The 19,829-nt window shown below is 73.0% G+C and carries 17 protein-coding genes; 7 read left to right on the top strand and 10 right to left on the bottom strand.

All coding sequences use genetic code 11. The annotated features are described in order from the left end of the window. Positions 1-48 precede the first annotated feature (48 nt). Positions 49-1,227 (bottom strand): hypothetical protein, encoded by a 1,179-nt coding sequence (locus tag FHX71_RS11600; protein WP_182616361.1) that lies wholly within the window; start codon positions 1,225-1,227, stop codon positions 49-51. Between the two features lie 116 nt (positions 1,228-1,343). Between FHX71_RS11600 and FHX71_RS11595 the strand changes: the two genes are divergently transcribed. After that, complete coding sequence (locus FHX71_RS11595; protein WP_182616359.1) at positions 1,344-2,012, top strand: ANTAR domain-containing protein; 669 nt, start codon at positions 1,344-1,346, stop codon at positions 2,010-2,012. A 10-nt stretch (positions 2,013-2,022) separates the two neighbouring features. On the opposite strand, the gene FHX71_RS11590 is transcribed toward FHX71_RS11595, so the two are convergent. Both FHX71_RS11590 and FHX71_RS11585 read right to left on the bottom strand, forming a co-directional pair. Continuing rightward, positions 2,023-2,787: a PAS and ANTAR domain-containing protein gene (locus FHX71_RS11590; RefSeq protein ID WP_182616357.1), complete on the bottom strand. Its 765-nt coding sequence runs from the start codon at positions 2,785-2,787 to the stop codon at positions 2,023-2,025. A gap of 109 nt (positions 2,788-2,896) precedes the next feature. Further along, a complete protein-coding gene (locus FHX71_RS11585; RefSeq protein ID WP_182616355.1) occupies positions 2,897-3,091 on the bottom strand; it encodes a hypothetical protein in 195 nt (64 codons plus the stop codon). 63 nt (positions 3,092-3,154) lie between these two features. Between FHX71_RS11585 and FHX71_RS11580 the strand changes: the two genes are divergently transcribed. Then, positions 3,155-3,865 (top strand): hypothetical protein, encoded by a 711-nt coding sequence (locus FHX71_RS11580; RefSeq protein ID WP_182616353.1) that lies wholly within the window; start codon positions 3,155-3,157, stop codon positions 3,863-3,865. Between the two features lie 36 nt (positions 3,866-3,901). Here FHX71_RS11580 and FHX71_RS11575 read toward each other — a convergent pair whose 3' ends face one another. The 5 genes from FHX71_RS11575 to FHX71_RS11555 all read right to left on the bottom strand — a co-directional run bounded on the left by FHX71_RS11575 (position 3,902) and on the right by FHX71_RS11555 (position 9,477). Beyond that, positions 3,902-4,897: an aldo/keto reductase gene (locus FHX71_RS11575; protein ID WP_182616351.1), complete on the bottom strand. Its 996-nt coding sequence runs from the start codon at positions 4,895-4,897 to the stop codon at positions 3,902-3,904. Continuing rightward, positions 4,894-5,793: a 4-hydroxy-tetrahydrodipicolinate synthase gene (dapA, locus tag FHX71_RS11570; protein WP_182616349.1), complete on the bottom strand. Its 900-nt coding sequence runs from the start codon at positions 5,791-5,793 to the stop codon at positions 4,894-4,896. Before dapA ends, FHX71_RS11575 begins: the two co-directional genes overlap by 4 nt. Before the next feature lie 70 nt (positions 5,794-5,863). After that, positions 5,864-6,628: a DeoR/GlpR family DNA-binding transcription regulator gene (locus FHX71_RS11565; RefSeq protein WP_182616347.1), complete on the bottom strand. Its 765-nt coding sequence runs from the start codon at positions 6,626-6,628 to the stop codon at positions 5,864-5,866. Positions 6,629-6,734: 106 nt separating this feature from the next. Beyond that, positions 6,735-8,120 carry an SLC13 family permease gene (locus tag FHX71_RS11560; RefSeq protein WP_182616346.1) on the bottom strand — a complete coding sequence of 462 codons (1,386 nt, stop codon included), beginning with the start codon at positions 8,118-8,120 and terminating at the stop codon, positions 6,735-6,737. A 121-nt stretch (positions 8,121-8,241) separates the two neighbouring features. Continuing rightward, positions 8,242-9,477 (bottom strand): sialidase family protein, encoded by a 1,236-nt coding sequence (locus tag FHX71_RS11555; protein WP_246402534.1) that lies wholly within the window; start codon positions 9,475-9,477, stop codon positions 8,242-8,244. A gap of 369 nt (positions 9,478-9,846) precedes the next feature. Here FHX71_RS11555 and pdxA point away from each other — a divergent pair, with 369 nt between their 5' ends. Both pdxA and FHX71_RS11545 read left to right on the top strand, forming a co-directional pair. Beyond that, positions 9,847-12,186 (top strand): 4-hydroxythreonine-4-phosphate dehydrogenase PdxA, encoded by a 2,340-nt coding sequence (gene pdxA, locus FHX71_RS30030; protein ID WP_312877020.1) that lies wholly within the window; start codon positions 9,847-9,849, stop codon positions 12,184-12,186. Positions 12,187-12,267: 81 nt separating this feature from the next. Beyond that, positions 12,268-13,215, top strand: a complete 948-nt coding sequence (locus tag FHX71_RS11545; RefSeq protein ID WP_182616342.1) for a GlxA family transcriptional regulator — start codon at positions 12,268-12,270, stop codon at positions 13,213-13,215. A 30-nt stretch (positions 13,216-13,245) separates the two neighbouring features. Here the strand turns inward: FHX71_RS11545 and FHX71_RS11540 are convergent, their stop codons facing one another. Continuing rightward, entirely contained in the window at positions 13,246-14,253 is a 1,008-nt protein-coding gene (locus FHX71_RS11540; protein WP_182616340.1) for a zinc-dependent alcohol dehydrogenase family protein, read from the bottom strand. Between the two features lie 414 nt (positions 14,254-14,667). Between FHX71_RS11540 and FHX71_RS11535 the strand changes: the two genes are divergently transcribed. The 3 genes from FHX71_RS11535 to FHX71_RS11525 are packed head-to-tail and all read left to right on the top strand — an operon-like array spanning position 14,668 to position 19,171. Further along, entirely contained in the window at positions 14,668-16,428 is a 1,761-nt protein-coding gene (locus FHX71_RS11535) for an AMP-binding protein (RefSeq protein WP_182616339.1), read from the top strand. After that, the gene (locus FHX71_RS11530; RefSeq protein ID WP_182616337.1) at positions 16,425-17,795 is read left to right on the top strand and encodes a condensation domain-containing protein; all 1,371 of its coding nucleotides are present in this window, start codon (positions 16,425-16,427) and stop codon (positions 17,793-17,795) included. Before FHX71_RS11535 ends, FHX71_RS11530 begins: the two co-directional genes overlap by 4 nt. Beyond that, a complete protein-coding gene (locus tag FHX71_RS11525) occupies positions 17,792-19,171 on the top strand; it encodes a condensation domain-containing protein (RefSeq protein WP_182616335.1) in 1,380 nt (459 codons plus the stop codon). The genes FHX71_RS11530 and FHX71_RS11525 overlap by 4 nt, the downstream gene beginning before the upstream one ends. On the opposite strand, the gene FHX71_RS11520 is transcribed toward FHX71_RS11525, so the two are convergent. Continuing rightward, complete coding sequence (locus FHX71_RS11520; RefSeq protein ID WP_182616333.1) at positions 19,168-19,812, bottom strand: TetR/AcrR family transcriptional regulator; 645 nt, start codon at positions 19,810-19,812, stop codon at positions 19,168-19,170. The two genes, FHX71_RS11525 and FHX71_RS11520, sit on opposite strands and share 4 nt — an antisense overlap. Positions 19,813-19,829: the final 17 nt, after the last annotated feature.

Raw genomic sequence — 19,829 nt, 5'->3', positions numbered from 1 at the left:
GGTTCCGCTAGCCGCCGTCTGCCTCGTGTCCGCCCGTCTCGCCTCCGGTCAGGAGGCGAGGCGGGCGACCGCGTCGCGGTCGTCGGGCAGCCCGACGCGCATCCGGGCGAGGCTCGCGTTGCCGTCGTGCGGCGCCCAGAGGTCGTCGTTGGCGACGAGCTCCCGCAGCACCGCCTTCTGGGGCTCGTCCAGGTCCCGCGGCGGGTCGGGGCGCACGCCCGGCTGGAAGTCCACGCCCGGGAACGTCCGGAGCAGGATCGGGCCCCAGGTCATGGTCACCCACAGCCCGCCCTTCGCGACCCGGATGGCGGACAGGCACGCGGGCAGAATCTCGGCGAGCCCGGTGTCGCGGGCCAGGAGGTTCGCCACCAGGCCGAAGTGGACCCGCCTGTCGAACCTCGACGGGCGGCGGGTGAACCACTCGTCCGCGGCGAGCGGGTCGCGCAGCGCCTCGACGAGGGCGGCGGTCGCCCCGGCTGACCTGGTCAGCGAGAGGGCGGCGCAGGCGCGGACCGCGGGGTCGTCGTCGGCCAGCCACCGCGTGGTGTCGGCGCCGAGGTCGCCCAGGCCCAGGACGAGCACGGCGCGCTCGTCCCGTCCGGACGCGGAGTCCAGCGCCGCCGTCAGCGGCGCGGTCGACGTCGCCCGGTCCGGCTGGACCGCCGCGAGACGGACGTAGGTGTCGAGGGCTGCCAGGCGGACGGCCTCGTCGTCGTCGGTCAGGAACGCCGAGACCGGAGGCAGCGCCGCGCCGCAGGCCGCCGGCAGCTCGGCGATCGACCGGCCCCATAGGTAATCGTTGAGGTCGGACTCCCACACCGACTCGTCGTCCTCCGCCATCGCGCGGTAGAAGGCGTCGACGTCCTCCTCCGTGGGTTCGACGGCGTCCGGCTCGCGGGTGTCCTCGTGCCAGGACGCGCTGTCGCCCACGGCGTCGACCCAGCCGAGCAGCGCGGCCAGGCGCGAGCGTCCGCGCTCGTCGTGGCGACGCAGCACGGGGTCGTGCAGCATCCCGGCCACGGCCCGCAGCGCGGGCGCCGTCGCCGGGTAGACGGTGCCCTGGTGCAGCACGGCGCCGTAGAGATGGTCGAGGCCCGCGGCGAACGCGGCGTCGTCGTCGGAGACGAGGGCGCCCAGGTGCGCCGACGTGTCCGACGCGACCCCGTAGGCATGGAACAGCCGTGACCAGTCCACCTCGTCGACCAGCGGCGGCGTCGTCGAACTCATGGCCACGGACCCTACCGCGCCCGGAGGGCGGTACCGAGCGGCGGGCGGCGGGCGCCTGTGCGACTGAATTGCCGCGGTGCAAGAGTGGACGTGGGGGCAAGGGAGGTGCGTTGTCGATGAACCCTCCGGAACTCTTGGGTGTGCTGGCAGAGTCCTTCGCCGGGACCGACGCCTGCCGGACGTTGCCGATGCGGCTGTGCGCGGCGTGCGTCGACACCTTCGGGGCGCAGGGCGGGGCGCTGACCGTGCTCGCCGGCCCGGGGGACCAGGTCGCCGTCAGCACGCCGGGCGAGTACGAGCAGCTCGAACCGCTGCAGGAGGTCCTGGGCGAGGGGCCGGTGCCCCGGGCCATCGGCGAGGACCGGCTCGTGGCCCTGTGCCTCGGCGACGTGGTGGACGAGTACCCCGTCTTCTCGCACCTCGCCGGGTCGGTGTCCGGCGACGCGACCGCCGAGGCGACCCTCTACGCGGTACCGATGCGGGTCAGCCCGCGCGTCGTCGGCGCGCTCAGCGTGTACGTGACCGGCGACCTGGCGGCCCGCGCTCCGGACCTGCAGCTCGTGGCCGACGCCGTCGGGACGATCCTGCTGCGCCGGACCACGCTGGGGGACTGGTCGGAGAAGGCGTCGTTCCACCAGGCGACCGGGATGGTCGCCGCCGAGTTCGGCATCCGCCCCGACGACGCTTCCGCGATGATCCGGGCGCACGCCTTCGCGCGGTCGACGAGCCTCCTGGAGGTCGCGGACGACGTCCTGGCGCGACGCCGGTTCCCGGGCGACGGGTAGCGGCGAACCTCTAGGAACGGCGGCGGGGGCGGCGCGTCAGGAGGGCGTCGTGCCCGCGGGGCCGGTCCACGGTGTGGACGGCGGCGAGCGCGCGGTCGAGCGTCGCGGACGACCCGCCGCCCTTTCCGGCCTCGTCGCGCAGGGCGGCGGCGACCTGCCCGGCCGCGAGCCGCAGCGTGATCCCGTGCCGCCGCGCCTCGGCCGCCAGGACCTCGCCGGCGGCGGCCTCGTCGAGGTTGCGTACCGCCATGATGAGGCCCTTGACCTGCTCGATCCCCGCCTGGCCGACGAAGGCCCGCTGCACGGCGCCGTCCGTCGTGCGCCGCACCGCCTCGGACAGGCCCGGCGTGACGTCGATGATGTACCCGGCGAGCTCCGCCGTCCGGTCCCGGGGCCGGAGCGCACGGCGACCGGTGACGAGCACCGACCGGGTCTCGCCCGCGGTGGTCACGATGCGGTGCGCGGTCGCGAACGGCTTGCCGCGGCGGAGCGCGTCACTGGCTGTCCGCACGACGAGGTGGCGGTCGTCGGGATGTTTCCGGGCCCGTAGGGCCTCCAGGCCGGGCTCGACGTCGCTCAGGTCCCAGCCGTGCATCGTGTACACCTCGTCCGACCACCACCAGCTCCCGGACGAGAGGTGGACGCTGTAGCGGCCCACGAGCAGGTCGGTACCCAGGCCGAGGGCACTGAGGATCTGTCCGGCGCTGGTCGGCGGGGTCCCGGGGCCGTGCTCGTCGAAGGATGGCACGGGGCGGGAGGCGGCAGGGGACGACATGATGGTCTCCAGATCGGTGGTGATCGGAGGCCGTTTCTTGACTTCTGTCCGGAGCGTATCGCGCGGCGAGGTGCCCGCGGAAGTTCACCCCGTCGTCGGAGCCGTCGGGCTAGCGGTCCTTGCGGAAGTGGTTGAGCAGCATGATGCCGCCGAACGCGATCCACGCGACCACGACCGTCGTGATCGCCGCCACGAGGAGGCCGCTGCCGGTCGCGTAGGCGATGACACCCGAGACGGCCCCGGCGATGAGCGGCACCAGGGCGCCGCCGGCGGCTGGGCCTCGTCGTTCGGGCGTCTGGTCCATGTCGACGAGGCTACTGCGAACCTGGACCCCGCAAGTTAGCATCGGCGTGCTAAATTAGTTGGCATGAGCGTGCCAAATAGATTCCCGGACGGTTCCGACGGGCTCGACGACCTCGGGCTCGGTGGGCTCGACGGCCTCGGCAGCCTCGACGACGGCGACGCGGGGGAGTGGGGGACGCCCGCTCCCAGGCCCGGCTCACCGCTGCCCCCGTTCCGCCCCTCCCTCTCGCTCGAGCGCACCCGGTTCGCCGCCGCCCTTCCCGACGGGTCGACGGCGACCGTCGACGTCGACCACCTGTCGGGCCGGGCGTCGCTCTACCGGGACGGCCGCCACGTGCGGACCGCCGACATGCCGGCCCGGTTCCCGGTCGGACCAGACCGCATCGAGGTCGCCGCGAGCAGGTACGGCATGCAGCGCATCCACCTGGTCGGCGCGGACGGCGTCGAACGGCGTCTCGATCCCGCGCCCGGGACGCCCGAGCACCGGCGCGCCCAGCTCTCCCGCAGGCACCCCCGGATCGGGCGCGCCGTCGCCGCCTGCGCCGTCGTCGTGCTGGTGGTGAACCTGAGCCTGCTCGCGCCGCAGGTCCTGGAGACGGTCACCCACCTGGTGTTCTGGGCGGACCGCTTCCCGCCGTTCGTCTCGCCCGTCGACCTGCCGTCGTGGGCGAACACGGCGCTGACCCTCGCCGCGGCGCTCGCGGGGATCGAGCGGGCGCTCACCTTCCGGAACCACCGGCTCCTCGACGCGGAGACGGACGGGATGAGCGGTTGACGTCGCTGGTGCCGGTGCCGGTGCCGGTGCCGGCGCTCAGCGGTTGTAGCGCGGCATCGAGCCCATGAGGGGTTCGCTGATCTCCAGGCAGGCGGCGAGCACGTCCTCGGGAAGAGGCCCCTTGGCCAGCGACCGGAGGTTGCCGGCCAGATGCTCGGTGCTGCCGCCGCCGACCAGCACCGCGTCCGCTCCCGGCCGGCTGATCAGCCACCGCAGCGCCAGCTCGGGGAGCGTGAGGCCCGCGTCCGCGGCCACGGCGGCGAGCTCGGTGACCGCCGTCAGCAGCTCGGGCGTCCAGTAGCGCTTCTTGTACATCTCGGCGAGGCTCGAGCCCGTGGAGAAGCGGCTCGGCACCCCGGACTCCTGGGGTGCGCGACCGAGCAGACCGCCGGCGAGCGGATTGTAGCACATGGTAAGCAGGCCGTACGTCTGCGCGAACTCGATCCACTCGTCCTCCACCCGGCGGGCCAGGAGGCTGTAGACGTTCTGGCCGACGACGGGGCGGATGGTGCCGATCTCCTCGGCCGTCCGGATCACCTCGAGGGCCTGCCACGCGGAGTAGTTGGAGATCCCGAGGGCCTTGATCTTGCCGGCCCGGTGCAGGTCGGCGATCGTCGCCAGGGTCTCGGCGACGGGCGTGCGCCGGTCCGGCTGGTGCAGGTAGAACACGTCGATGCTGTCCACGGCCAGCCGCCGCAGCGACCCCTCGACACTGGCGGTGAGGCCGGCCCGGGACAGCGGTGCGTGGTCGCCGGCGTCCGGATGGGGGATGCCCGCCTTGGTCGACAGGACGATGCTGTCCCGGTGCCGCCGGACCCACGGGGCGATCAGGGACTCGGTGGTCCCGCGGGCGTAGCCGTTCGCGCAGTCGATCCCGGTGATCCCGGCGTCGACGGCGGCCTCGAACATCGCCTCGGACGCGGCGGCATCGGCGGTGTCGCCCATGGACATCGTGCCCAGCACGACCCGGGTGAGCGGTGTCGCGACGCCGTCCACGGTCACGGTGGGGATCTGGGTCGGGTGCGCGCTCATCGCAGGCCCCGGGCGTGGTCCGCGGCGACGGTCGCCGCGATGTCGGCGAGGGCCTGCTCGGGCAGCAGGTCGAACGGTGCGCGGCACGGCCCGACCGGCTCGCCGGCGCTGTTCGTGGCCGCCTTGACGATGGTGTTGGGATTGCCGTGGCGGAAGAGGTTGCGCACGGGGCGGATGGCGGCCTGCGCGGCCCGGGCCGCGTCGAGGTCCCCGGCCGACCACCGCTCGAAGATCTCCACCATCGTTCGGGGGTAGATGTTGGCGATGGCGGTGATGCCGCCGGTCCCGCCGGCCTGCAGGCTCGGCAGGATCAGCGAGTCCGTGCCCGAGAGCACGGCGAACGTGTCGCGGTCGGTGAGCTCGAGGTACTGCAGGATGTTGTCGAAGTTTCCCGACGAGTCCTTGATGCCGACGATGTTCTCGATCGCGGCGAGCCGGGCCACCGTCGACGGGGCGAGGCTCACGTTGGTGCGCGCGGGGATGTTGTAGAGCAGGACCGGGGCGTCGACGCTCTCGGCGACGGCCGCGAAGTGCCGGTAGAGCTCCTCCTGCGACGCGGCGGCGAAGTAGGGCGTGATCACGGACAGGACGTCCGCGCCGGCGTCGACGAGCCGCCGCGAGAGCGTGATGGTGTCCCGGGTGCCGACGGTGCCCGCGCCCGCGTAGACGGGGACGCGTCCGTCGGCGGCCTCGGTGACGGCTTCGAGGACGGCGACGCGCTCGTCGGCCGTCAGCTGGAAGAACTCCCCGTTGGTGCCCAGGCAGAAGACACCGTGCGCGCCGGCGTCGATCGCGCGCCGGGTATGGCGTCTCATCTGCTCGAGGTTCAGCGACTCGTCGTCGTGGAACGGGGTCACCAGGGCGGGAATGATGCCTCGGATCGGAACGGTCTTCATCTGTCACCTTCGGTTCTGGGTCTGGTGCGGGGGTCGGCCGCGACGGGTGGGTACATCAGGTTGGGGTGCGTCAGCCCGTCACGACCGTCGTGATGCCGTGCTCCCTGAAGGGAGTGAGCTGCTCCTCGGTCGCCCCGGCGTCCGTGACGAGGGTCCACTTCCCCGGCAGGTGCACCCAGGCGTTGAACGGCGTCGCGCCGAGCTTGCCCGCGTGGGCCAGGACGTAGACCTCGTCGCCGGCCCGCGCCATCAGCTCCTTGAGCCTCGTCTGCGCGGGCGAGGCCTCACAGATCCCGCGCTCGGCGGTCACGGCGTCGGCCCCCAGGAACGCCCGGTCGAACGACCACCGGTCGAGAGCCGCCTCGGTCAGAGGTCCGACGAAGCTCTGGGAGACCTCGCGGTACTCGCCGCCCAGCAGGATGCGCTGCATGGCGGAGTCGTCCGCGAGCTCGAAGAACGGCGTCAGGCCGCTGGTCACCACGGTGAGCGGCGACGTGCCGTGCAGGTGCGCCGCGACCCGCGCGGTGGTCGTCCCGGCGTCCAGCAGCACCGTCTCTCCGGGCTCGACCTGGTCGGCCGCCCAGCGGCCGATCGTGTCCTTGGCGCGATGGCTGTCGGAGGCCCGCTCCTGGAGGCTCGCCTCGTAGTGCGGCGACCGGACGGCGATCACGCCGCCGTAGGTCCGGGCGAGCTGGTTCGACTTGTCGAGCGTGGACAGGTCGCGACGGATCGTCGACTGGGTGACCCCGAACACCTCGGCGAGGTGCTCGACGCTGGCCAGCCCGTTGCTCCTGGCCATCCGTACGATCTCTTCGCGTCGCTGTGGTGCCCTCATTCGGGTCTCCTTCGAGGTGTTCGCGTCATGGAGCGGGAAGCGGCCAGAGTATCGCGCGAAACGCGCAGAATGCTGCGCGCGAGGCGCGAGTCTCCGGCCTCGGGTGCTACACCGGGAAGATCAGGACGGCGCCTGCGGACAGGACGAGGATCCGGATGAGATACATGGGGACCGTGAACTTCCAGAACTCCGTCAGCTTGTACCGGCCCATGCCGAAGATCATCGCGGGCAGGCCGTCGATGGGCATGTAGTGGCCGTTCCAGCCGGCGACGGCCACGGCGCACGCGGCGGCGACGGGGTTGAGCCCCAGGCTCAGGAAGGTCGCGATGGCGATCGGGGCGAAGATCGCCACTGAGCCGAGGTTGGAGCCCGTGAAGGCGGCGGCGGTGCTGGTCAGCAGCGCGAACACCAGGACGAGCACGAACGGTGACACCGACGAGCCGACCATGTCGGCCACGGAGTTGCCGACCAGGCCGGTCAGGCCCGACTTCGCGAGGGCGTCGGCCACCCCGATCACGCCCGCCATCATGAGGATGACGGGGGCGAACAGGCTCTCGCGGAACTCCTTGAAGTCGACCATCCGGATGAAGAGCAGGGCGAAGGCGCAGAGGCCGGGGACGACGTAGGCGAGGTCGCCCAGCACGTTCAGGAGCATCATGGCCACGACGCTCACGACGAACATGGCTCCGGTGGCGTACTCCTTCCAGGCGGGCAGCCCGCCACGGTCGGACTCGCGCAGGGCGAGGTCCCGGTTCGTTCCCGTCGCCAGCGGCAGCGGTCCCGACCCGTTGCCGGGGGCGGGCGTCCCGCCGCCCGGGGCGGACACCACGGCTGCGCCGCCCGGTGCGGACGACTCCGGCGCGGGGTCGGCGATCGGGTGGTCCGGCAGGAGCCGGTACGCCACGAGCGCCCAGGCCAGGAAGCCGACGCTCACGATCAGGTTGACCAGGGCGAAGCTCACCATCGAGACGCCGCCGGTGTAGCCGGAGGCTTCGAGGGCGGTGATCATGACACCGTAGATCAGCGCCACGTTCACGGGGGCGAGCGGGTGGTTGGTCGCGAGGCCCAGCGGCATCATCAGCTTCGACGTGGGCAGCTTCTTCTCGTACGGGATGGTCGACACCAGGGCGACGACCAGCACGTAGTAGCCCGTGGCGCCGGTGCCCGCGAGGCTGGCCCCCAGCATGACGACGACGATCAGCAGGGCGTAGCTCTTGTAGCCGCCCTTCTTGACGAGCTCGCCCATGGATCTCTTGACCCTGCCGATGAGTCGTGTCTTCTGCATGGCCGCCAGTGGGACCATGAAGAACGCGATCATCAGGACGCTCGAGTTCGTGAAGCCCGCGAAGGCCTCCGGGACCGTCGACAGGCCGACGACCACGAGCAGCAGGCAGGCCAGCAGTGGCGGTGCTCCGAAGGGCAGCACGTCCGTCATGATGAGAACGATCATCACGATCAGGACGGCCAGCGCCAGGATCATCGGCAACGTCATCCGAACTCACACTCCTTTCATCCGTTGCCGCCCACCTCGGTGTGGGCGGCGTCGTGGGGGACGGGCGTCAGTGCCCGTCGTGGCGGGGTTCCGGGGGCTGGCCGCGGCGCGGCCGGCCGGATCAGATCCCCGCGTGCTCGCGCAGGTCGGGACCGGCGGAGACGGGACGGGAGGCCCGGATGCGGGCCAGGGTGCCGGCGTCCAGGCGCACGTGCTTGATCGCCTTGCGGTGCCAGGTGTACGCCACGTGGAGGTCGCCGTCGGGGCCGGCGATGACCGACGGGTAGGACATCTCCCGGTTGATCCCGTCGCGGCTGTTGTTCGACATGCAGTACCCGTCGCCGTTCTCGATGTCGTACGCGACCGGCCAGGTGCGGCCGTCGTCGTCCGAGAGGGCCAGGGTCATCGGGGCGCGCGGGGCGCCCCAGAACGCGGTGCGCCCCTCGCCGTCGAACGACGGCTCGGCGAGCACCGGGCCGTCGGTGTCCTTGACGCCGTCGTCGTCGATCTCGTCGTACAGGGAGAGCCTCCGGCCGGTCGCGTCGGCCTGGCTGGCGTAGTTCATGACCATCGCCATCTCGCCGTCGCCCGTCGTGAGCGCCTGGATCGACGAGTTGTTGTTGGGCAGCGTGGTCGGGCGGCACGGCGTCCAGGTCAGGCCGCCGTCGTCGGACGCGGACTCGTAGACGTGGTCGGCCCAGCGTGAGCGGAAGCAGGCCCAGAGCGTGCCGTCGGCGCGGGGCACGATGTTCATGTGGACGCAGCCCTCGGAGTCCGGGACCGGGGTCTCGGTCCAGGTCCGGCCCCCGTCGTCGGAGTACCAGACCGAGGCGGTGTCCTGGTTGCCGACCCACTTCTCGCCCGGGACGGCCACGCAGTTGAAGGTGGGCAGCAGGATGCGGCCGCTGCTGAGCGTGACCGGCACCTGGCGGACGAACACGCCGGTCGGGGCGTCCGCGCCGAGAAGGGCGGTCGGCTCGTCCCAGGTGTCGCCGCCATCGTGCGAGACGCGCCGGCGCACCTCCGCGGTGTCCTGGTTGCCCGCGAGCTGCGCGGTGTAGAGCAGCCAGAGGTCGCCGTCGGGGGCGGTGAACAGGATGGGGTTCTGCTCCGAGCGGGTGGGGTCGAAGCTGACCTGGACGGGCTCGAGCCAGCGGTCCGCGCCGGCGGGGAGCCGGGAGAGGTGGACCGAGATGTCGGAGACGCCCTCCTGGGTTCCGCCGAACCAGACGCAGGCGAGGTCGCCGTCGGGCAGGAAGGCGAGGTTGGCCGCGTGGCACTGCACGGTGGGGGTGGGCAGGAACGCCTCTGTCCCGCCGTCGGTGCGGGGGCGCAGCAGCCCGTCGAACAGAGTCATCTTTTCCTCCGGCGTCATTGGTGGTGGGTGAGCCTGTGGCCCGTGGCGGGCCGGTTGCAGCGCTGCGACGAGCAGTGCTCTCGTGCTCGGCCCACCGGAGGCGTTCTGCCCTCCGAGCTACGGCGCTTGGGGTCGAGGTGTGGCGTAACACTGACAGAGTTGCGCGCTACGCGCAAGCACCCTGCGCATTACGTGCACTATTTCGTGGTTGTACGACGCCGGAGCGCTCGCGGCGCGCGTGCCAGGTCTAGGTTGCGCGAAACGCGCAACCAAAATCGTCAAGTTGCGCACAACGTGCAATACTCTGCTCAGGACCAGCCGGTCCGGTGACGTACAGCGACGTACAGGGAACCTCGGGAGGCGACAGGCGTGCAGGTGGACAACCAGGTCTTCGGGCAGGGCCCGGCCTCGGACAGGCCGGTCGTGCTCGCCGACGACCTCTCGGGCGCCGCGGAGGTGGCCGCCGTCGCGCTGCGCGTCGGCTGGACCGCGGCGCAGGTGCGATCCGACGTCGCGGAGCGGCCGGCCGATGCCGAGGTCCTGCCCGTCGTGGACCTCGACTCCCGCACTCTCGACGCCGCCACCGCGGCGGAGCGCGTGGACACGGTGCTGCGCGCGCTGGTCGGCAGCGGAGCCCGCGTCGCGAAGAAGATCGACTCGCTGCTCCGGGGCAACGTCGAGGCCGAGCTCGCCCCCTTCCTGCGCGGCGGGTCGACGGTCGTGCTCAGCCCCGCGCTGCCGCGGCTGGGACGAACGGTGCTGGACGGCGTGCTCCGGCTGGACGGCGTCGCCCTGCACGACACGGGAGCCTGGTCCGCCGAGGCCCGTCCCGCGCCGAGAACGGTGCGGGACGCCGTCGGGGAGCTCCCGTCCCGCACAGTGCCGCTGGCCGAGCTGCGTGCGGGCGGCCTTGCCGCGGCGCTCGCGGCCGGCGCATCGGGCGTCCTGGTCTGCGACGCCGTCGACGACGACGACCTGAGCACCGTCGCCGACGCCGCGCACCGGCACGGCGCGGTGCTCGCCGGGTCGTCCGACCTGATCGGTCACCTGCTGGCCCGGACCCGCCCGGTGGCACCGGCCGGACGGGCGGCGCAGCGACCGCGCCCGGAGTCCGCGCGCTCGGAGTCCGCGCGCCCCGAACCCGCGCGCCGCGTGCTCGGCGTCGTCGGCACCGCCGCCCCGGTCGCGAACCGGCAGCTCGCCGAGGCCGCCGCGACCGCCGGGGTGCTGGTCCGGCGCCTGGACATCAAGGATCTTCTTGCGGCCGACGGCACTCGCCTGGCCCGCGCCGCGCACGACCTGGCGGAGGCCCTCACCGGCCGCGACGTCTGCGTCGCGCTGGAGGGGGAGGCGCCCGTCGGGCGCGCCGAGCAGCGTCGCGTCACCGCGTCGCTCGCCGAGATCGTCTCCGCCGCCGTCGCGCGTGACCCGCGTACCGCCCTCTTCCTGACCGGAGGCGAGACCGCCCGTGCGGTGCTCGACCGGCTGGGCGAGGCGACCCTGCACGTGTTCGGCGAGGTCCACCACGGTGCCGTGGTGGCCGGCACGGGCGCGGGCCGGCTTGTGTCGGTCCGCCCCGGCAGCTTCGGGGACGACGCGTCCATCACCCAGATCTTCCGAGCGCTCGGACCAGAGCGCACCATCCACGAGAGGACCGACATGACGACGAAGAGCGAACGAGAGACCGCCACGGTCGAGAACGGGACGGACAGCCGCCCCCTCATCGCGGTGACCATGGGCGACGCGGCAGGCGTCGGCCCCGAGGTGACGGTCGGCGCGCTCGCCGACCCCGAGGTGCTCCGCCTGTGCCGGCCCGTGGTGGTGGGCGACCGCGCCCGTCTCCAGGAGGCAGCCCGCATCCTCGGGCTCGCGGTCGACGTCGTCGCCGTGGAAGGAACCGCCGACGCGGTCTTCGAGGACGGTCGCATCAATGTCATCGACCTCGGGCTGATCCCGTCGGACCTGCCCTGGGGCGAGCTGTCCGCGCTCGCGGGCGACGCGGCGTACCAGTACGTCAAGGTCGCGTCCGAGCTCTCGCTCGCGGGTGAGGTGCAGGGGATCTGCACGGCCCCCTTGAACAAGGAGGCCCTCCACCTCGGCGGCCACCGGTACCCCGGCCACACGGAGCTGCTCGCGCACCTCACCGGGACCCCCGAGGTCTCGATGATGCTCAGCTCCCCGCAGCTCAAGGTCATCCACGTCACGACGCACATCGGTCTCGTCGACGCCGTCGCGAAGATCGAGCCGGGCCTCGTCGAGCGCACCGTGCGCCGCGGGAACGAGGCGCTCGTGCGGGCCGGCGTCGCCGCGCCGCGCATCGGGGTGTGCGCGATCAACCCGCACGCGGGCGAGCACGGTCTGTTCGGGCACGGCGAGGAGGAGGAGAAGATCGTGCCGGCGGTCAAGGTCCTGCAGGCCGACGGCCTCGACGTGACCGGCCCGCTCCCCGCGGACACGGCGTTCTTCCTCGCGGGGCGGGGCGACTACGACCTGATCGTCGCGATGTACCACGACCAGGGGCACGGCCCCATCAAGGTCCTGGGCATCGAGGACGGCGTGAACATCACGGTGGGGCTGCCCGTCATCCGGACCTCCGTGGACCACGGCACGGCCTTCGACATCGCCGGCAAGGGCGTGGTGCGGGTGGGCAGCATGATCGAGGCCGTGCGCCAGGCGGCCGCGCTGTCGGTCCGGCACCGCTCGGCCTGAGAGCAGGGCTGTGGCGGCAATGCCCGCACGTGCGAGGATCGTGACAGGGTCGGCACGCGCCGGCCGGATCGGAGCCGGGCCATGCAGCGACCGCACCGGGTGGTGGTCCTCGTGCTCGACGGGGCGCGCCCGCTCGACGTCGGTATCCCGGCGGAGGTGTTCCACCCGGAGACGGGGTTCCCCTACGAGGTGTCGGCCTGCGGGGTGACCGCCGGGACGGTGTCGTCCCACGGGCACTTCGGCTTCACGGTCCCGCGGGGCCTGGATGCCCTGGACGACGCTGACACGGTCATCGTCCCGGGGTACGTCCCGGTCGGCCGGCCGCTCCCGGACGAGGTGCGCGAGGCGCTCCGCGGTGCCGCCTCGCGCGGGGCCCGCGTCGCCTCGATCTGCTACGGAGCGTTCGCCCTCGCGGACGCCGGCCTGCTCGACGGCCTGCGCGCGACGACCCACTGGGACGCCGCAGAGCTGCTCGCGCAGCGGCACCCGCGGGTCACCGTCGAGCCGAACGTGCTCTTCGTCGACGAGGGTGCCGTCCTGACCTCCGCGGGGGCCGCCGCCGGTCTCGACCTGTGCCTGCACATCGTCCGGCGCGACCTCGGCGTGAGCCCGGCGACCGAGATCGCGCGCGGGCTCGTCACCGCGCCCTACCGGACCGGGGGCCAGGCCCAGTACCTGCCGACGGCCAGGGCGGCCGTGCAGGGCGAGACCCTCGCCGCGACGCGCGAGTGGGCCCTGGCGCACCTCGACCAGCCGCTCACCGTCGCCGGGCTCGCCGCGCACGCCCGGCTGTCGTCCCGCACGTTCCTGCGCCGGTTCACCGAGGAGACGGGCAGCACCCCGATGCGGTGGATCCTCCGGGCGCGGGTCGACGCTGCGCGCGAGCTCCTGGAGAGCACGCGGCTGTCCGTCGACCGCATCGCGGAGCGGGTCGGCCTGGGCACCGGCTCGAACCTCCGGCTGCACTTCCGCCGGCTCCTGGACGTGTCGCCCTCGGAGTACCGCGCCACCTTCTCCGGGCGGGACTGACGACGGCGGACGTCGTCCGACCGCGTCCCGCTACGAGGCGCGCGGGGGAAGCGCGACCGTCTCGCCCGCCACGTCGATCGCGACCTTGCCGTGGAGCACGTACGACCGCTTGTTCTCCAGCAGCTCGTGCGCCTCGCCGATCCGCGCCAGCGGAAGGGTCGCCCCGACGACCGGCCGCACCAGACCACGCTCGACCAGCGCGGTGAGCGCGTCGAGCTTCCCCCGGTTCTGTCGCGTGAAGACGAAGTGGTAGGCGGCGTTCCTGTCCCACGCCGCGATGAGGTTCTGCGACTGCGCGATGTCGACGATGCTGACGACGCGGCCGAAGTCGGCGAGTGCCAGCGGGCTGCGGGTCAGCGCATCGCCGCCGATCGTGTCGAGGACGACGTCGACGCCTTTGCCGTGGGTCAGCTCGGCCACGGCGTGGACGTAGTCGGTCGAGGTGAAGTCGATCGCGTCGTCCGCCCCGAGGGAGCGCACGAACTCGTGGTCGACGGCCCGCGCGGTCGTGATCACCCGGGCGCCCATCGCCTTCGCGACCTGGATCGCGATGGTGCCGACGCCGCCCGCGCCGCCGTGGACCAGGATCGTCTCGCCGACGGTGAGCTGGGCCCGCGTCACCAGGGCCTCCCAGACGGTTCCGCCGACGAGCGTCAGGCTCGCGGCCTCCAGGTGACTGATGTTCTCGGGCTTGCGGCCCACGAGGTCGACGTCGGCGACGTGCTGCTCGGCGTAGGAGCCGGGGCCGCCGAAGATCCGGGGCGTGTAGTACACCGCGTCGCCGGCGCGAAACTCGGTGACGTCGGACCCGACCTCCTCGATCACGCCGGAGACGTCGTGCCCGGTGATCGCCGGGAGCGGCACGTGGTCCGCGTAGTCCCCGCGGCGGATCTGGTAGTCGAGCGGGTTGACCGCGGTCGCGTGGACGCGCACCCGCACCTGGCGGGGTCCGACGGGCGGCACGGGGACGTCGCGCAGCTCGAAGGCGTCGGTCCCGCCGAAGCGGGTGAGCACGACGGCCTTCATCAGGTCTGTCATCGGTGTGTCTCTCCTGGGTTCTGAGCGCGGGAGGCGCTGGGGCGAACGGGTCCCTCAGCGTCGCGCGCACGATCCGCGGATACCAGTGGCGGCGATGCCAATAACCGCGAGGAAACTGACACGGCCGTCGCGGGGCGCTCGCGGCGGCCGGAGCCCGGACGAGACAGGTGAATGCCGAACGATTGAAAAGGTGCAAGAAAGGGTGAAAACTGTCGCGGACGGATCACATTCCAATGCGGAATGATTCAATCTTCATGTGGACCGATTGAATCCGTTTCCTGGACGTGACCGGGCTGTGAACAATGGTCGTCCCGCTTGAATATCCCGAATTTGTCTCGGCATGATGAAAGCAATTCACCGCGACAAAAATGAGGGGTCATCGTGAATCATCAGCCCATTCTCACCGTGACAGGCATGCTCGCGGCCCGGGCCGAGGAGAGGCCCGACGCGACCGCGATAGAACGTGTCGGCGCCGGCCGGCTCAGCTATACGGCGTGGAACCAGCGCTCCCGCGCGGTCGGTCACGGCCTCGTCGCCCGGGGCGTCCAGCCCGGCGACCGGGTGGTCGTGCGCGCCTCCGGCGACTGGATCGCCTTCGCGGTCGCCTACGTCGGGGTGCAGGCCGCCGGCGCGATCGCCGTGCCGGTGCTGGCGTCCAGCAGCGACGACCACATCGCTCGCGTCTGCGCGGAGGCCGGGGCGGTCGGTGTCATCGGCGACGTGCCCGTGGCCGGGTGCCCGGGCTGGTCCCAGACGGTGCGCCAGCTCGAGGCGGGCCGGCCGACCGGCTCGACCGGGGTGGCGGTGAGCGGGTCGGACGACGCCGAGATCCTCTTCACCTCCGGGACGACCGGACGGCCGAAGGGCGTCGTCTCCACCCACGACAACCTCACGCACGCGGTCCGGCCGCGCGGCGACCGCACGACGCCGGGGGAGGAGCCGGTGCGCCGGGTCCTGCACGCGCTGCCGCCCGCCACGAACGCCGGCCAGAGCCTCATGATGCAGACGCTGAGCGCGACGCCGCACAGCATGATCGTGCTCGAGAAGTTCGACGCCGACCGTCTCCTCGGCGCCGTGCAGGAGCTCCGGCCCGACGACGTCGTGCTGGTCCCCGCCTACGCGCTCGCGCTCCTGCGGGCCGGGACGGGGTACGACCTGAGCGGGGTGCGGCAGGTGCGGACCACGAGCGCGCCGATCTCGGCCGCCACGCTGGCCCGGCTCGCCGAGCTGTTCCCGACGGCGAGCATCGTGAACATGTACACCTCGACCGAGAGCTGGCCCGCGCGCCTGCGGATGCGCTTCGACCCGGTCCGGCCGTTCTCGCTCGGGAAGGCGCACGGCGCGAGCGAGGTGCGCATCGTCGACGGGTCTGGCGAGCCGCTGGCCGCGGGCGTGTCGGGGTCGGTGCAGCTCCGGATGGACGGCGTGCGCCCGCGTCGGTACTGGAACGACGCGGACGCGAGCGCCCTGGTCTTCCACCCGGACCGGTGGGTGAGCACCGGCGACGTCGGCCGGCTGGACGACGACGGGTACTTCTACCTGGAGGACCGCAGCGCCGACACGGTGAACGTCGGCGGGCGCAACGTGTCCACGCTCGCCGCGGAGGGCGCCCTCGAGGACCACCCCGACGTGGAGGAGGCGGCGGCGTTCGGGCTGCCGCACCCGACGCTCGGGCAGTACCTCGTCGCCACCGTCATCGGTTCCAAGGGCCTCGACCCCGACCAGGTCCGTTCCTTCGCGGCCGCGCGGCTGGGGGAGGCCGACGCGCCCAAGCGGGTCGTCCAGGTCGGGCGCTTCCCGCGCAACGCCCTGGGCAAGGTCGTCAAGCGTGAGCTGGTCGCGAGCGTCGCCGGGCTGATCGCGCGGGACGCCGGGCACGGCGTGGTGGCGAGCGACACCGAACGCGCGGTGGCGGCCATCTGGGGGCGGGCCCTGGACGTGGGTCCCGCCACGATCGGCCCGGACGCCGAGTGGCTGTCGCTCGGCGGGTCCTCGCTGGAGGCGGCCGAGGTCGCGCTGCTCGTCGGCGACGAGCTGGGGCGGGACGTGCCCGAGCGGGTGCTGCACACCAACCCGACCCTGCGCGCCTACGCCGCCGCGGTGGACGAGGCGCCGCGGGCGGAGCAGGTCCGGCTGCGGCCCCTGGGTCGCGCTACCCGGGGGGTGGCCGGATGAGCGCCCAGTACGCCGCGACGCACTATCAGCGCTCCCTCTACGACGCGACCGGCGGGCAGGCATCCGGCGTCAACGTCGGCGCGGCCGTGCGGATGCGTGGCCCGGCCGACCCCGGCCGCGTCCGCGCCGCGCTCGACGCGCTGACGGCCCGCCACGAGGCCCTGCGCACGACCCTCTCCCGCCAGGGCACGAGCGGCGGCACCGGCGGCACCGGCGGCGACGTCGTCGGCCCCGCGCACCAGATCGTCGGTGACCACGCCCCGCCGGACCTGCGCGAGGTCAGCGTCGCCGACGTCGCCGAGGACCAGCGGGAGCCGGCCTGCGCCGCGCTCCTGCAGGAAGAGCTGCGACGGCCGTTCGTGCTGGAGGGCAGCCCCCTTGCCCGGGCCGTGCTCGTGACGCTCGCCGACGACGACCGCGTGTTCGCCGTGATCGCGCACCACGCGATCATGGACGGCTGGTCCGCCGGCGTGATCCGCGACGAGCTCCCGCACCTGTACGAGCACGGCGCGCGCGCCACGCACCCGCCGCCCGCGCTCCACCTCGCCGACTACGCCGTGTGGGAGGCCGAGCTGGCCGACGACCCCGCGACCCGGCGGCACTGGCGCGCCGCCCTGGCCGACGCCCGCCCCCGCCTCACCTTCCCGCAGCCCGTGTCCGACGTCGGGGCCGTCGCCCGCACCACGCCGCGACCGCTCCCGCTCGACCCCGGCCTGACGCTGGGTGCGCTGCACCCGCTCATGGTCGAGGAACGCGCGAGCGCGACCGCCGTCCTGCTGGCCGCCCTCGCGGCGTCCCTGAGCGACCACGCGACGCACGAGCGGATCACGTTCGGCGTCATGCGGTCGAACCGCCAGCAGCGTGACGTCCGCGGCACGGTCGGGTTCCTCGCCGGGCACGTGCCCGTCACGGTGGACCTGTCCGGCGACCCGACGTGCGCGACGCTCGTCGGGCGCACGGCCGACGCCTACGACCGGGCGATCTCCCGCCCGGCACCGGCCGGCGTGCTCCGCGGGGCGCTGCCCGACGCCGGCCGGGGGCCCCTGTTCGACGTGTCGCTGAACTACAGCCACGGACAGCAGGCCGACGTCGTCACCGCCGCGGGGGTCGCCTTCTCGCCCTTCGACCTCGCGCACGAGGAGCCCACCGACCACCCCTGGTGGGACGGCGCCTCCCTGCTGGACTTCCAGGTCGGGTCCGACCCGGCCGGGCGACTCTCGGGTGTCCTCGTGGCGGACGCCAACATGCTGGGCGACCCGGAGGCGGCCGGTTTCGCCGAGCGGTTCGCCGCCGCGCTGCGCAGGTTCGCCGACCGTCCCGGGGACCGCGCCAGTGATCTCGGCACCGCGCTGGAGCCGGCCCGGTGAGCGCGCTCGCCGCCGACGCCGGGACCGTCGTGCTGCCGGCCACCTATCTCCAGCAGGAGTGGGTCGCGGCGGTCGGCGGACGCGAGTCCAACCACAACATCCCGCACGCGATCGAGATCACCGGACCGGTGGACCTCGGCGACCTGGCAGCCGTGCTGGCGGCGCTGGTGGAACGGCACGAGACCATGCGCGCGGCCTTCGTCCGCACCGAGGCCGGGATCGCCCAGCAGGTCGTCGCGCCGTTCCGTCCCGACCTGGGGTTCGAGGACCTCTCGCACCTGCCGCAGACGGCGCGGCGTGCCGCGCTCGAGGAGCTCGCGGTCCAGCGCTGCGAGCAGCCGGTCGACCTGTTCACCGCGCCGCTCTGGTCGGCGGTCGTGGTCCGGATGGCCCCGCGGCACCACGTGCTGCTGACCGTCTGGCACCACGCCGTCTTCGACGGGTGGTCCAACGCGGTGCTGTTCCGTGACTTCCACCAGCTCTACCGTGCTCGGCTCGACCCCGGGTACCCGCCGCCGCCCGCGCCGAAGGTCCAGGCGGGCGACTATGCCGCCCACGAGCGCACCCTCGGGCTCGGGGCGAACGCCGGGTACTGGGGCGAGCAGTTCCCGGCCGACCCGCCGCGCCTGCCCGTGGAACGCACCGGCCCGGACGATCCGCTGTGGCTGGAGGCGCACCCGCTTCCGCTCGTGGCAGCGGCGGCGGCCGGTGCGGTGCTGCGGCTCGGCGCGCAGCACGGCGCCAAGCCGGCCAGTGCCCTGCGCGCCCTGGTCCTGGCGTCGCTCGCGCCCTACCTCGGCGACGACGTGATGATCGGGTGCGTCACGGCCAACCGGGACGCCCCGGGGGTGTCGCAGACCGTCGGTCTCGTCAGCGACCACGTGCCCGTCCGGGTCGACCTGCGGGACAACCCGTCGTTCGGGGAGCTCGCCGGCCGCGTCCACGACGCCACGCGACGCGCGCACCTGCACCGCGTCCCGGTCGGGGTGCTCCGTCAGGAGCTGCCCGGTGCGATCCGGCCGGACGGCTCGTTGTTCGACCTCTCGATCAACTACATGCCGCACGTCCGGGCCAGGGCCGTCACGATCACGGCAGCGGACGGCGGGAGCATCGGCATGCTCCTCCGTCCGCTGCCGACCGACCGGCTCCGGCCGCGGATGGCGTCGTCGTTCAGCGGGGCCGTGCGCCTCGGTTTTCAGCTCCGCCACTCGTACGAGGGCCATGTCTCCGGCGACCTGTGGGCGCACCGCCCCGCGTTCGCCACGAGGACGCTCGACGAGCTGACGGGGAACCTGGGCCGCGCGGCGCACGCGGTGCTCGCCTCGCCCGGGCGAGGGATCAGGGACCTGGCGGTCCGGGGAGGGGGTGCGGGCTAGCCCGGCGACGTCGCCATCGCGAGCCGCTGCTGGGTCGCCCACGCCTTCGCGGTCACGGCCACCGGGATCTCGGGATCGAGCAGCCAGGCGGTCTCCAGGCCGTTGACGAAGGCGATGATCTCGACGGCCTTGAGGCGGGTGTCGACGTCGTCCCGGATCTCGCCGCGGTCCTGTGCGGAGGACAGGACCGCGGCGACCCGGTCGACGGTCGCGTGGTACCGGCCGGCCAGCCGGGGGTGGAGGGCGCCGTCCTCGCCCAGGTTCTCGACGACCAGCACGGTGTGCATGCCGACCGTCTGGGAGTTCTCGGCCCAGCGCGTGACGTTCTGGGCGATGACATCGAGGATGCCGAGGCCTGCGTCGGCGTCCCGCCACAGGATCTCGTCCTCGGTCTCGTCGCGCCGGTCCAGCACGGCGTTGAGCAGCGCCTCCTTGGTCGGGTAGTGATAGAGGAGGCCGCTCTGCGAGACCCCGGCCTCGGTGGCGATCTCGGCGAGATTGGTGCCCCGGGACCCGTTGCGCGCCACGAGACGGGTGGCGGCCTCGACGATCAGCTCCTTTCGAGCCCTGCCCTTCGCCGACTCGGTCTTCTTGATGCCGCCGGTGCCTCGTGTCGCCTCAAGATCGTATTGCCGTCCCATATCCAGATCCTATCTCC

The sequence above is a fragment of the Promicromonospora sukumoe genome (genome assembly GCF_014137995.1).
GTDB classification, from domain to species: domain Bacteria; phylum Actinomycetota; class Actinomycetes; order Actinomycetales; family Cellulomonadaceae; genus Promicromonospora; species Promicromonospora sukumoe.
Note: the sequence above shows the minus strand (reverse complement) of the source record. Positions and strands in the feature narration are given on the sequence as shown.

Bases quoted from the DNA above. Each gene is read 5' to 3' on its own strand.
- FHX71_RS11530 (WP_182616337.1), top strand. From the start codon at position 16,425: ATGAGCGCCCAGTACGCCGCGACGCACTATCAGCGCTCCCTCTACGAC.
- FHX71_RS11595 (WP_182616359.1), top strand. From the start codon at position 1,344: ATGAACCCTCCGGAACTCTTGGGTGTGCTGGCAGAGTCCTTCGCCGGG.
- FHX71_RS11555 (WP_246402534.1), bottom strand. From the start codon at position 9,477: ATGACTCTGTTCGACGGGCTGCTGCGCCCCCGCACCGACGGCGGGACA.
- FHX71_RS11575 (WP_182616351.1), bottom strand. From the start codon at position 4,897: ATGAGCGCGCACCCGACCCAGATCCCCACCGTGACCGTGGACGGCGTC.
- FHX71_RS11545 (WP_182616342.1), top strand. From the start codon at position 12,268: ATGCAGCGACCGCACCGGGTGGTGGTCCTCGTGCTCGACGGGGCGCGC.
- FHX71_RS11520 (WP_182616333.1), bottom strand. From the start codon at position 19,812: ATGGGACGGCAATACGATCTTGAGGCGACACGAGGCACCGGCGGCATC.
- FHX71_RS11565 (WP_182616347.1), bottom strand. From the start codon at position 6,628: ATGAGGGCACCACAGCGACGCGAAGAGATCGTACGGATGGCCAGGAGC.
- dapA (WP_182616349.1), bottom strand. From the start codon at position 5,793: ATGAAGACCGTTCCGATCCGAGGCATCATTCCCGCCCTGGTGACCCCG.
- FHX71_RS11600 (WP_182616361.1), bottom strand. From the start codon at position 1,227: ATGAGTTCGACGACGCCGCCGCTGGTCGACGAGGTGGACTGGTCACGG.
- FHX71_RS11585 (WP_182616355.1), bottom strand. From the start codon at position 3,091: ATGGACCAGACGCCCGAACGACGAGGCCCAGCCGCCGGCGGCGCCCTG.
- FHX71_RS11580 (WP_182616353.1), top strand. From the start codon at position 3,155: ATGAGCGTGCCAAATAGATTCCCGGACGGTTCCGACGGGCTCGACGAC.
- FHX71_RS11590 (WP_182616357.1), bottom strand. From the start codon at position 2,787: ATGTCGTCCCCTGCCGCCTCCCGCCCCGTGCCATCCTTCGACGAGCAC.
- FHX71_RS11540 (WP_182616340.1), bottom strand. From the start codon at position 14,253: ATGACAGACCTGATGAAGGCCGTCGTGCTCACCCGCTTCGGCGGGACC.
- FHX71_RS11535 (WP_182616339.1), top strand. From the start codon at position 14,668: ATGCTCGCGGCCCGGGCCGAGGAGAGGCCCGACGCGACCGCGATAGAA.
- FHX71_RS11560 (WP_182616346.1), bottom strand. From the start codon at position 8,120: ATGACGTTGCCGATGATCCTGGCGCTGGCCGTCCTGATCGTGATGATC.